Source organism: Filomicrobium insigne (assembly GCF_900104305.1).
GTDB lineage: Bacteria > Pseudomonadota > Alphaproteobacteria > Rhizobiales > Hyphomicrobiaceae > Filomicrobium > Filomicrobium insigne.
The window spans coordinates 443,430-455,745 of sequence record NZ_FNJC01000004.1 but is presented as its reverse complement, the minus strand read 5'-3'; the positions used below and the strand labels follow the sequence as shown (position 1 = coordinate 455,745).

Annotated in this window: 8 protein-coding genes; 2 read left to right on the top strand and 6 right to left on the bottom strand. The window is 58.5% G+C overall.

Going from position 1 to position 12,316, the window contains the following annotated elements; translation table 11 throughout:
• The first annotated feature begins 151 nt into the window (after window positions 1-151).
• Window positions 152-370, top strand: coding sequence for a hypothetical protein (locus tag BLS30_RS15795; protein ID WP_046478504.1), 219 nt, complete (start codon window positions 152-154; stop codon window positions 368-370).
• A 63-nt stretch (window positions 371-433) separates the two neighbouring features.
• Here the strand turns inward: BLS30_RS15795 and mfd are convergent, their stop codons facing one another.
• Window positions 434-3,928, bottom strand: a complete 3,495-nt coding sequence (gene mfd, locus BLS30_RS15790) for a transcription-repair coupling factor (protein ID WP_090230204.1) — start codon at window positions 3,926-3,928, stop codon at window positions 434-436.
• Window positions 3,929-3,978: 50 nt separating this feature from the next.
• Entirely contained in the window at window positions 3,979-4,257 is a 279-nt protein-coding gene (locus BLS30_RS15785; protein WP_090230200.1) for a succinate dehydrogenase assembly factor 2, read from the bottom strand.
• A gap of 296 nt (window positions 4,258-4,553) precedes the next feature.
• On the opposite strand from BLS30_RS15785, the gene recG reads away from it, so the two are divergent.
• Window positions 4,554-6,671 carry an ATP-dependent DNA helicase RecG gene (recG, locus tag BLS30_RS15780; protein ID WP_090230197.1) on the top strand — a complete coding sequence of 706 codons (2,118 nt, stop codon included), beginning with the start codon at window positions 4,554-4,556 and terminating at the stop codon, window positions 6,669-6,671.
• A gap of 17 nt (window positions 6,672-6,688) precedes the next feature.
• On the opposite strand, the gene BLS30_RS15775 is transcribed toward recG, so the two are convergent.
• The 4 genes from BLS30_RS15775 to glmU all read right to left on the bottom strand — a co-directional run bounded on the left by BLS30_RS15775 (window position 6,689) and on the right by glmU (window position 12,193).
• On the bottom strand, window positions 6,689-7,474 hold the full coding sequence (locus tag BLS30_RS15775) for a DUF502 domain-containing protein (RefSeq protein ID WP_052743978.1): 786 nt from the start codon (window positions 7,472-7,474) through the stop codon (window positions 6,689-6,691).
• Between the two features lie 184 nt (window positions 7,475-7,658).
• Complete coding sequence (locus BLS30_RS15770; RefSeq protein ID WP_090230194.1) at window positions 7,659-8,741, bottom strand: SPOR domain-containing protein; 1,083 nt, start codon at window positions 8,739-8,741, stop codon at window positions 7,659-7,661.
• Window positions 8,742-8,870: 129 nt separating this feature from the next.
• Window positions 8,871-10,694, bottom strand: a complete 1,824-nt coding sequence (gene glmS / locus BLS30_RS15765; protein WP_046478499.1) for a glutamine--fructose-6-phosphate transaminase (isomerizing) — start codon at window positions 10,692-10,694, stop codon at window positions 8,871-8,873.
• A 125-nt stretch (window positions 10,695-10,819) separates the two neighbouring features.
• On the bottom strand, window positions 10,820-12,193 hold the full coding sequence (gene glmU, locus BLS30_RS15760; RefSeq protein WP_090230192.1) for a bifunctional UDP-N-acetylglucosamine diphosphorylase/glucosamine-1-phosphate N-acetyltransferase GlmU: 1,374 nt from the start codon (window positions 12,191-12,193) through the stop codon (window positions 10,820-10,822).
• Window positions 12,194-12,316 lie beyond the last annotated feature (123 nt).

Below are 12,316 nucleotides of genomic sequence, written 5' to 3'. Positions count from 1 at the left end.
AAACATCATCCGGGAAAAATAAGAACACGCCAACATTATATAACTTCAGATAACGGTATATCCTTAAACACCCCTTTAAATTGTTACGGAACCACCTAGCTTGTGAAGCGTTAGTCATTTCAAGTTTTGCAAGTAACTAGGAGGAAGCAACATGAAGTCTGTAGCGACTGTCGCGGCATTGCTGGTCGCAGCAATTGCAAGTCAGCCCGCACTGGCGCAAGACAAAAAGGGCGGAGAGAAAGCAGTGGAAGTAGCGGGCCGCCCAGCCCTTCCAACTGATTCCGCCAAGGCAGTATTTGAAATGCGCTCGGAGTGGGGAACGAAACCCAGCATGAGCACAGCGCAACCCGAAAAGTCCGAGAAGAAGTAATCTGATCGGGATCACAGGGTAACGATTTCGGGGTCGGAGAAGTCTATTCTCCGACCCTATTTTTTACGCGACCTTACGCTCGCGTTCCGCAATTTCCGCCAACTGCTTTACCAGCCCCCGAACACCCTTCAGGCGCTGTTCGGGTAGATCCCATTCCGCTTTGAACACCAGCTTATGATCGGGCAACAATTTGATAAGCCCGCGGGATCGCTGCATCAGTTCGACCAAGCCTTCCGGATTGGGGAAGCTGTTCTGATGGAACGACAACACCGCGCCCTTGGGACCAGCATCAACCCGGCTAACGGAAGCTTGACGGCACAAACCTTTGATCTCCATGACATCCAGAAGATGGGTAACCTCTTCCGGCGCGGGACCAAAGCGATCGACCAATTCCGCTGCAAAATTGTCGATATCCGCACGTGTCTCAAGGCTGGCCAACCTGCGATAAAGTCCCAGCCTCAGCTGTAGATCTGTGACGTAACTCTCGGGGATGAGGATCGACGTACCAAGCGAAATTTCCGGACTCCACTGATCCTTCAACTCGCCGCCTTCGCCGCCCTTCATTGCAGCCACGGCTTCTTCCAGCATCGACTGATAAAGCTCGAAGCCAACTTCGCGGATGTGCCCGGATTGCTCTTCGCCAAGCAGGTTGCCCGCACCACGAATATCCAGATCGTGCGACGCTAACGAAAAACCTGCCCCTAATGAGTCCAATGAATTTAAGACCTTGAGCCGCTTCTCGGCGCCTTCCGTCAGAGCTTTGCCCGGTGGCGTCGTAATGTAGGCATACGCACGCGCCTTCGAGCGGCCCACCCGCCCGCGCAGCTGATAAAGCTGCGCCAAGCCAAACATATCGGCACGATGGACGATCAGCGTGTTGGCATTGGGCACATCGAGACCGGACTCGACGATTGGCGTCGACAAGAGAATGTCGTAACGCCCCTCGTAGAACGCAGTCATGACGTCTTCCAACTCAGTTGGCGTCATCTGCCCGTGTGCCGTCGCCACGCGAAGTTCGGGCACCGCTTCTGTCAAAAATTCTCTGACATCAGGAAGGTCGCTCAATCGCGGGACGACATAAAATGCCTGACCGCCACGATACCGTTCGCGGCGAAGTGCATCGCGCACAATGACGGGATCGAACGGCGAGATATACGTGCGCACAGCCAAACGATCGACCGGCGGTGTCGTAATCAAAGACAGCTCGCGTACACCCGTCAACGCAAGCTGAAGTGTCCGCGGAATAGGCGTCGCCGATAGCGTGAGAACATGAACATCTTCACGTAGCTGCTTGAGGCGTTCCTTGTGCGCGACACCGAAGTGTTGTTCCTCGTCGATCACCAGCAGCCCGAGCCGGGCAAACTTGATCGACTTGCTGAGGAGCGCGTGGGTTCCCACAACGATATCGATTTGCCCGTTTGACAACCCCTCCTTCACTTCAGCCAGCTCTTTAGCACCCACAAGCCGGGAAGCCTGCGCCACATTGAGCGGCAATCCTTTGAACCGGTCGCTAAATGTCTTGAAGTGCTGACGGGCAAGAAGCGTCGTTGGGACGACAACTGCGACCTGAAGGCCGCTCATCGCAGTCACAAAGGCTGCACGCAACGCGACTTCCGTCTTGCCAAATCCAACGTCGCCGCAAACAAGGCGATCCATTGGACGGCCCGCCCCAAGATCCTCGATCACCGCATCGATACTGGCGGCCTGATCCTCGGTTTCCTCATACGGAAAACGCGAGACAAACTCTTCAAAGGCCCCAGCCGGAGGGGCCAACGCCGGCGCCTCGCGCAATTGCCGTAGCGCTGCGATTTTGATGAGTTCGCCAGCAATTTCCTGGAGGCGCTTCTTGAGCCGAGCCTTCCGCGATTGCCATGCGACACCACCCAACCTGTCAAGCTGAGCCGAACCGTCCTCCGCACCATAGCGCGTCAACAGTTCGAGGTTCTCAACCGGCACGAACAGTTTGTCGCCACCCGCATAGATCAGCTCAAGGCAATCGTGCATCGCGCCGAGTGCGGAAATCGTCGTAAGCCCTGCAAAGCGGCCAATACCATGATCGGCGTGCACAACGAGATCGCCAACGGAAAGGCTCGTCGCTTCCGTAAGAACGTCCACAGCGCGACGGGCTTTCCGCCGCGGTCGCACCAGCCTGTCGCCAAGAATGTCCTGCTCACCGATAACCGCGAGTTCGGGAGTGACAAAACCCTGCTCCAAACCGAGCACAGCCATGGGCGTGACGTCCGCCGGAAGCTCCAGAGCCGCATCAAAACTCTCAACGTTGCGGGTCTCCTTTAGACCGTGATCGTTGAGCAATCCGGCAAGCCGCTCCCGAGCACCGGGCGTCCACGCCGCAATCATCACGCGCCGATGTTCACGCTTTAGCGCCGCGATATGACTGACGACAGCGTCGAAAACATTGACGTCTCCTGCTAGGCGCTCGGCCGCGAACGTTCGTCCGGGGCGGCCATTCCATGAGCGTACGTCCGCGCCTTCGCCCGTCTCAAACGGGTTCAAACGATAGACTTGGCGCTGCCCCAGAAGTTCACCCCACGCTTTCCCATCAAGGAACATGAGGTCTGGCGGCACAGGCTTGTATGGAGGCGCGCCGAAGGCTTCCACCTCAAGCGCCTGCGTGCGCGCTTCGTAATGTTCCGCAATCTGCTCGAAACGCTGCCGCACAGCCTCATCGGCGCGGTGGTCGAATGAAATGGCAGAATCCGGCGCGTAGTCCGCCAGTGTATCGAGTTGCTCATGAAAGAGCGGAAGCCAGTGCTCCTGCCCCGGATAGCGGCTGCCCGCACTCACGGCCTCGTAGAGCGGATCGCTGCCTGTCCCTCCGCCGAACAGTTCGACGTAACGACTACGAAAACGGCTGGTCGCTGCATCCCCCAGCGCCAGTTCGGAAATCGGCATGAGCACAATCTTCTGCAAAGGCTTGAGTGTGCGCTGCGTTTCCGCGTCGAAGGATTTTATGCTCTCCAGCGTATCGCCAAAGAAATCGAGCCGAACCGGATTGGTTCTGCCCGGCGGAAAAAGGTCGAGAATGCCACCCCGAACCGCATATTCGCCCGGCTCCATCACCGTCCCAGTGCGCGTAAATCCCGCGAGCTGTAATCGCGTGATCAATCGCCCCATATCGATCCGCTGCCCAGCTGCCATCTGCTTTAAGGAGCTGCGGACGAAGGCGACCGGAGGCACCCGTTGCAGGATCGCGTTGACGGTGGTTAGCACCAGGGTAGGCGCTTTCCGACGCCCGATCGTCAGCTTGGCCAGTGCCGCGATGCGACGCGCCACGATATCGGAATTAGGCCCAACCCGGTCATAGGGGACCGTATCCCACGCTGGAAAAGAGATCGTGCGAATTTGCGGCGCGAAGAAGCGCAGCGCACCCTCGAGCTGGTCGACCCGGCGATCGTCGCGCGCGACGTGGATCAGAATACCCGCATGCCCCTCAGCGCCTTGCGCTTCCTGAGCGAGCTTGGCCAGCACAAGTGCATCCAGCCCCTCCGGGACACCTGTCAGCAGCAGATCGTGGTTTTTAGGGGTAGCGCCGCTCATAATAGCTAACGTCGTTCCTTAAATGTGGGCCGATGACTGTTCGGCGAAGCTCAGGACAATCCGTGAAACGATCTGAGCGATTGAATGAGGTCAGCAAATTCCGGTTCGATGGGCGTCCGGCGATCCGCATCCGACGCGGAAAGTATCCACGATTGAACATCTGGATCGGCTAGAGCGAGAAATCGCTCGAAACTATCCAACGCAGCCTCATCCATGGCCTCTAGATGCGCTTCCGCATACCGGCCCATCAAAAGGTCCATTTCTTTTGTACCGCGATGGTTGGCCCGGTATAGCGCACGGCGCCGTCGTATATCGAAGCTCTCGTCCAATTGTCCCTCTCCTGTTCACCCGTCACGGTATTCCTTAGCAGCGTTTCGCGCCGACAGGTCTCAAGCCGAATTAGCAGACCGCACCCGAAGCCGCCTCAGACGGCACCTAGCTCAGGGAGACATTGCTTCTTTGACAGGTTGCGTTCCTATAACGCCTACAAGACCTTGAGAAAAGCGGGGACCAGGCAAAACACGCATGCTCCGCAACCCCAAAACCGGACTTGATCGGGGTATAAGCGTTTTTTGATCCAACACGTCCAAACAACACACGTACCCCCCAAACGGAATTCCGTCGTATGCGGCCCGATCAACTCCAGCCTCTGTTTGCCCCAGCCCAATCCTTGACCGGCATCGGTCCACGACTGGTCGCGTTACTGCGCAAAGCCCTGGATTTGCCCGCTGGCGTCAGCGAAGCCCGCATCATCGACCTGCTCTGGCACACGCCCACAGGTGTTATCGATCGCCGTGCTGAACCCACGATCAGCCACGCCGTTCCTGGAACCATTGCCACTCTTAAGGTGCGCATCCTCAAACACCGGCCCTCCCCGCGGGGCAACAACAAAGCGCCCTATAAGGTCACCTGCGAGGATGACAGCGGCCGCATTGATTTGGTGTTTTTCAGAGCCGAACGCAAATTCATTGAGCGCCAACTCCCCGTGGGCGAAGAACGCTACATCTCCGGCCGCATCGAACTCTACGGCGAAACGCTGCAGATGACGCATCCAGATTACATCGTCGCAGCCGACGCCCGCGACGATCTGCCCATGCTTGAGCCCGTGTATCCGCTGACAGCAGGATTGTCGGGAAAAATCCTGCAGAAGGCAACGCGGCAAGCCCTGGAGCGGCTCCCGGACTTACCCGAATGGCAAAATCCGAGCTGGCTCGACCAGCAAAAGTGGCCCTCAGCCGCTGAGGCGATCGCGCGCATTCATCGGCCACAAGACGCGACCGATATATCGAACGGAGCTCCAGCCTGGCAGCGGCTCGCTTATGATGAGCTGTTTGCCGGTCAGGTCGCGCTCGCACTAGTCCGCCAGAGCTTGAAGTCCCAGCGCGGCCGTGCGGTAAAGGGCGACGGTGCCATTCGCCAACGTATCTCTGACGCCCTCCCCTTCCAGCTCACTGGCTCTCAGACCACGGCGATCACAGAGATCGCCGCCGACATGGCAAGCCCAAGCCGTATGCTGCGGCTTCTTCAAGGCGATGTCGGATCCGGCAAGACCGTCGTTGCCCTTATGGCCATGGCGATCGCGGTCGAGGCCGGAAGCCAGGCAGCCCTGATGGCCCCAACCGAAGTTCTGGCCCGTCAGCACCTGGAAACCATTGCGCCGCTCGCCGAAAAAGCAGGGCTTCGGTTGGGTCTTCTCACCGGCCGTGAGAAAGGTGCGGCACGCAAACACGTTCTGGCCGCCCTAGCAGCCGGTGAGATCGACATCCTCATCGGAACCCATGCGCTTTTCCAACCCGATGTCCAATTTCGCGATCTCTCCGTCGCCGTCATCGACGAGCAGCATCGCTTCGGCGTCCATCAACGCCTTGCGCTGCAAGCCAAGGGAGGCGATGGCGGCGCAAACGTCCTCGTCATGACCGCAACCCCGATACCGCGCACGCTCGTTATGACGCACTACGGCGACCTCGATGTTTCGCGATTGAACGAGAAGCCGGCCGGGCGCAAACCGGTCGTCACCACCAAAGCCTCCGTGGAACGCCTGGAAGACGTCGTAGATGGATTGCGACGCGCGTTGGCTTCAGGTGCCCAGGTCTATTGGGTCTGCCCGCTGATCGAAGGCACGGGCACCAGCGAACTCGCTGCCGCTGAAGAGCGCCACGCTCACCTGAGCCAGATCTTCGGCGAGGGTGTCGTTGGTCTCCTTCATGGCGCGATGAACGGGACAACAAAAGATCAGACCATGGCGGCATTTTCGGCAGGTGATCTTCGTATCCTAGTCTCGACGACTGTGATCGAGGTCGGTGTCAACGTCCCGAACGCCTCAATCATGGTGATTGAACACGCCGAGCGTTTTGGCTTGGCTCAGCTTCATCAGCTGCGCGGACGCGTGGGCCGCGGCAGCCGCCAGTCGTATTGCGTACTGCTGTTCAAACCACCGCTGGGAGAAACCGCGGAAGCACGTCTCGACATGATGCGCGAAACGGAAGATGGCTTCTTGATCGCAGAAAAGGATTTGGAGCTACGTGGCGGCGGCGAGGTTCTCGGCGCACGCCAGAGTGGGCTCCCGGCCTTCCGTATTGCCAATGTGCCAAACCAATCCGAATTACTGGCAGCAGCCCACGATGACGCCCGTATGTTTCTCGCTGAAGACCCTAAGCTGACAAGCGAGCGCGGAAAAGCCGTTCGCCTCCTGCTCTATCTGTTCGAATGCGATGAAGCGGTACGCTTGTTCCGGGCCGCTTAACGCCCCACAGACAAACGCTAAGCCTTTGGCTTTTTCGGAGGCACGGCACCCGCGCCGAGTGCCGCCAATCTGGCCTGATAGTCTGGCACGACCATGCCCGCCGACAAAATAATCTTGGCGGCGTCTTCGGCAGTCATATCCAGAATAGTCACATTCTTCCGCGGCACGAAGCAGATGAAGCCTGTCGGCGGAACAACACCCGTCGGCATGAAGACCGCAATCAGATCCTCGCCAGCGTCGTTGACCTTGATGTTGATCTCACCCGTTTTTTCACTGGTCACAAAAACAAGCGACCACAATCCCTTCGACGGAAATTGGATCAGGCCGACCTTTTGAAAGCTCTGGTTCGGCCCTGCCGCAACCAGCACACCCTCAAACACCTGCCGAAGCCCGCGATGCACGTTGCGAACAATCGGCATGCCATCCAGCATCTGCACACCGAAACTGATGAGCGTACGGCCAAGGAGATTCGCGGCCAGCGCACCGATAACCATTAGCCCAACGATACCAACCAGAAGGCCAATCCCGGGCACGGCAAACGGCAAATATGCTTCCGGCAGATACCGTTCTGGCAAAAGTGGCTTGATCCACGCGTCCGCGATATTGATCAGCGACCAGACGATGTAGAGCGTAATGGTAACCGGTCCGACGATAATCAGTCCGGTAAGAAAATAGTTGCGCAGTCGTGCACCAAACGTCACCCCCGGCCCATTAGGAAAAGCCGTAATAGGCCCGAGTTTTGGGCCTTCAGCGGCCTCCAGCTCAGGTGCTTCCGTCTCTTCCTTGTCACTCGGCTTCGTCATGACCCGCTAACTCACTTGGCGCTACGCGAATGAACGCTCCCCCCCCCTCGCGGTAACTCTGTCCGCCGGAAAGTTGCCCCTAAAACCACCGCACATGTTGTCACGGGAAGGGCCGAAGCTGAACACATGCTTTCGTCTTTTCGCCAGTAAACCACCGCACGCGTATCAGCAGATACCCGCTGAGTTAGTTCTTAGCGACCATGCAATCATACCCGCCGGCCTTGAGCGCCTTGCAGACGCTCGCCGTGTCGTCAGCCTTGGCAAAAGGCCCGATGCTGATCCGGTAGAAGGTGCCCATGTTGCCGAACACCGTCTCTTCGATCTCAGGCACACGCGCCCCTAAAATACTCGCGTGCTTTTTGGAGAGTTCCAGCGCCAAACGTTCCGCTTCATCGCGTGAACGCACAGCCGCGACCTGAACCTCATAGCGCCCTTTTAGCTTTTTAGTGGGCGCGGCAGCCTTAGACGGAGGAGCAACAGCGGCCTGCTTGATGGGACGCGCCGCGGTCTGCCATTGCTGCGTCGGCGGCGGCGTTGGCGTTGCGCCCGTCGATTTTTGCGTCGTACTATCCCAGGCGGAAACTGAAGGCCCCGTTGACGCAGTTTCTAACCCGCTCGCCGGCGGCGTATCGGAGGCGCTTGGACTGGCGTTCGCCGATGAAGAGGACCCGCCACCAAAGAGACCTGAAAAGAAATCGCCGACGCCTGACAACGGATTGGACGATGAACCTGACGACGACGATACTGTCGTCGAAGAACCTGAACCACTGGAGGATTGGCTCGACACCGTCGTGCCCGAGTCAGCTGCACCTTTCGCCTCGACCATTCCGGGGTCTTTCAGCCCCGCCTCACCGTAAGCTGCACTACGATTTTCCAGCGCTGTCTTACGTTCCGTCTCCGTCAATCCCTCCTTCAACCAGACCGCGCTGGTCAGATCCGAGATCGCTTGCGCTGGGCGCCCCGAGCGCCGATTGGCGAGCCCCCGATAATAAAGCGCTTTCGCCGTATCCTTAGGTGCCAGTCCACCGCTTTTGAGACCTTTGGTCAATTCGGCGATGGCTTGATCCATCTTGCCCTTTTCGAACGCTTTCACGCCGGCGATCACATCCTTGCGGGCTTCAGCGGGATCTTTCTTCGAGGCATCCTCGGAAACAGTCTGCGCCAGAACGTATGTCGGCTGCAGGCTCGCACCACCGAGGACCGACAGCCCGGCGGCGAACGACGCCACCGCAAGCCTTTGCCATGTCCTTGATTGTCGTACGCTCATAGACAGGTCCCCTCGTCTCGACACGGACGCCACTACCCCCAAACTTCATTTTGAGAAGGCTAAGTGAAACAGGCTATCCAGGCAAATTCTTGGCCCAAAGGATCGACTTAGAATTCCGCCGCCTACACCCTATTCCACAGTGACCGATTTCGCCAAGTTCCGCGGCTGATCTACATCCGTCCCCATAAATACAGCTGTGTGGTAGGCAATCAGCTGTGCCGGCACGGCATAGATCAAAGGATTGGTGAACGGATGCACATCAGGAATAGTGATATGCGCAACGACGTCACAACCAACTTCATCTGATTCGCCATTCGAAACGAACACGATTTGGCCACCTCGCGCAGCCACCTCCTGCACATTCGATACTGTCTTGTCGAAAAGTTCGTCTTTTGGCGCGACCACGATGACCGGCACACTCTCGTCAATCAACGCGATTGGCCCATGTTTCAGCTCACCAGCCGCGTAGCCTTCTGCGTGAATATACGAGATTTCTTTCAACTTTAAGGCGCCCTCAAGAGCCAGTGGAAAATTGACGCCCCTGCCGAGATAAAGGACATCCCGCGCCCGTGACAGGTCGTGCGCAAGCGCCTCGTAGACGCTCTCGTCACTCAACATCGATGAAATGTGACGTGGCACTTCCATCAAAGCACCGACGAGCTCCTGCTCCAACTCGGCACTGATCGCCCCCCGCGCACGTCCCAGCGCAATAGCCAGAGCTGCCAGCACAGCAAGCTGACAGGTGAACGCCTTGGTCGACGCAACGCCAACCTCGGGCCCGGCAAGCGTTGGCAACACGGCATCGGATTCCCGCGCGATTGTCGAAGTCCGCACGTTGACGATAGATGCAATCCTCTGCCCCTGAGATTTGCAGTATCGCAAAGTTGCCAGCGTATCGGCTGTTTCTCCTGATTGCGAAACGAAGACGGCCAACCCGCCCTCAGGCAGCGGTGGTTCGCGATAACGGAACTCCGACGCAACATCGATCTCAACCGGCACCCGCGCGTAGCGCTCGATCCAGTACTTACCGATAAGCCCGGCATAGTACGCCGTACCGCAAGCTGAAATCGTCACACGCGAGAGCTTCGACAGATCGACACCCAGATCTGGAAAGTTCACGCGACCCGCCGCCATATCGATCAGATTAGCCAGCGTATGACTGATGACCTCGGGCTGCTCGTGTATCTCCTTGGCCATGAAGTGACGATGATTGCCCTTGTCCGCGATCTGAAGCCCTGCAGACGAACGCATGATCGGACGTTCCACCCGCTCACCGTTCGCGTCGAAGATCTCCATCCCTGAACGATGCATGACCGCCCAGTCGCCCTCTTCGAGGTACGTAATCGCGTTGGTGAAGGGGGCCAGCGCAATAGCATCCGAACCCAGATACATTTCACCATCACCGTGGCCGATAGCCAGCGGGCTGCCCTGCCGCGCCGCGATCATGAGATCGTCGTGCCCAGCAAACAGAATGGCCAACGCAAAAGCGCCCTTCAGCTGAGCAAGCGCGGAACGCACAGCGGCAACCGGATCATCGCCACAGCATTTGAGCTCCTCGGTAACGAGGTGGACGACGGCTTCGGTGTCGGTCTCACTGTCAAAAGTATGGCCAGCGGCCTGCAACTTTGCGCGCAGCTCGCGGAAGTTCTCGATAATTCCATTGTGAACAACCGAGACCTTGTCCGACATATGGGGATGAGCGTTGGTCTCGCTCGCCTTGCCGTGGGTTGCCCAGCGCGTATGACCGATACCGCTGCGCCCGCTCAACGGCTCCGCACGAACCCGGTCCTCAAGATTGCGCAACTTGCCCTCGGCACGCCGCCGTCCAAGGTGACCATTCTCCACCGTCGCAATCCCGGCGGAGTCGTACCCGCGGTATTCGAGCCGCCGCAAAGCCTCGATGAGATCTTCCGCGACAGGTTTCGATCCTAAGATGCCGACAATTCCGCACATACCTCGGTAGCCCCCTTCGCCTGCCCTATCCCAATGGACGAGCTAATGGCATGCACATCTAAGGCCAACTCACAAAGTATTTCCGGCGATTTCACCGGGAAAGAGCGATGTTGGCGACTTTCGCGTTAACCTTTACGGCGCTGCATCATCGCGCGATATTTTGCCGCCCACTCGGGACGGTCCTCGCGCTTGGCCCTGACAATCGCAAGACTGTCGGGTTCCACGTTTGTCGTGATCACGCTGCCAGCCGCGACATAGGCGCCATCTCCGATCCGGACCGGCGCAACAAGCGCAGAGTTGGAGCCAATGAACACACCCGCGCCCACCTCGCAGCGGTTTTTGTTGAAGCCGTCGTAATTACAAAAGATCGTCCCAGCGCCGATATTGGCCCCTGCGCCCACTGTGCCATCGCCAATGTAGGTCAGGTGATTGGCCTTGGCGCCCGGGGCAAGAACTGCGTTCTTCACTTCAACAAAGTTGCCGATATGCACATCCGCGCCCAGTTCTGTCCCGGGCCGTAAGCGCGCGAAGGGACCAACCTCCGCACCGGTATCGATCCGCAATCCTGCAGCGCTCTTGCGATCAGCGCCTTCAAGGTAGGAGTTGGCCTTGATCCGGACACCCTCCCCGACGGTGACACCCGGCCCAATAAACACGTTAGGCTCGATAGTCACGTCCTGCCCAAGCACGGTATCAAACGACAGCCACACAGTGTCCGGCGCAATCATCGTCACGCCCGCCCGCATAGCTGCCAAGCGTGCTCGCGCTTGCCAGATGCTCTCCGCTACGGCGAGTTGATCGCGCGAGTTGACGCCCAACACCTCATCCATTTCACACGTCACGACCGCAGCCTTCAGCCCATCCCGGCGAGCGATTTCAACGGCGTCTGTGAGATAAAATTCACCCTTGGCGTTATCGTTGCCGATCCGGTCTAGCACCGCCACCACGTCAGGCAACCGGAATGCCATCACACCAGAGTTGCACAGCTTCACATTTAATTCGTCGGCACTGGCATCCTTGTCCTCGCGGATCGCAATCAGGTCACCGGACTTATCCGTGAGCAAGCGCCCATATCCTGTGGGATCGTCCGCCTCGAAGCCAACTACCGACACACCTGCTCCGGACTCCAGGCTGGAAACAAGCTTGGCGAGGGTCTGCGGTCTCATCAGCGGAGAATCAGCATAAAGCACGATCACATCACCGCGCTCGGCAACAAGCTGATCACGCGCAGCGAGAACCGCATCCGCTGTTCCTGCCTGATTCTCCTGGACAAAAATGGAAGCATCCGGAGACCAACGCACCACCTCCTTGCGCACATCATCCATACCTGGTCCAATGACGACGCTGATCTTCGCGTGCGAAATGCCCGACGCCAGCGCTAGCACGTGCCCCAACATCGACCGGCCGGCGATTTGATGCAGCACCTTCGGCTGCCGCGAGTACATGCGTGTGCCCTTGCCGGCGGCCAATATCACGATCGAAAGCGAGCGGTCGGTCATCGGGGCTCCACATTTGCTGATATGCCAGCCCAACCGGCGGGGCTTGGCCTAAAGGTCGGGCAGCGCAATTTGCCAAGTGCATAGCGCCCAAGGGCCCTGCCGCGCAACCGGCAGCGGAGGAGG

What these genes read in the sequence shown, in the direction of transcription:
- BLS30_RS15770 (WP_090230194.1), bottom strand. Translation starts at nt 8,741, where the DNA reads ATGAGCGTACGACAATCAAGGACATGGCAAAGGCTTGCGGTGGCGTCG.
- recG (WP_090230197.1), top strand. Translation starts at nt 4,554, where the DNA reads ATGCGGCCCGATCAACTCCAGCCTCTGTTTGCCCCAGCCCAATCCTTG.
- BLS30_RS15795 (WP_046478504.1), top strand. Translation starts at nt 152, where the DNA reads ATGAAGTCTGTAGCGACTGTCGCGGCATTGCTGGTCGCAGCAATTGCA.
- glmS (WP_046478499.1), bottom strand. Translation starts at nt 10,694, where the DNA reads ATGTGCGGAATTGTCGGCATCTTAGGATCGAAACCTGTCGCGGAAGAT.
- BLS30_RS15775 (WP_052743978.1), bottom strand. Translation starts at nt 7,474, where the DNA reads ATGACGAAGCCGAGTGACAAGGAAGAGACGGAAGCACCTGAGCTGGAG.
- mfd (WP_090230204.1), bottom strand. Translation starts at nt 3,928, where the DNA reads ATGAGCGGCGCTACCCCTAAAAACCACGATCTGCTGCTGACAGGTGTC.
- glmU (WP_090230192.1), bottom strand. Translation starts at nt 12,193, where the DNA reads ATGACCGACCGCTCGCTTTCGATCGTGATATTGGCCGCCGGCAAGGGC.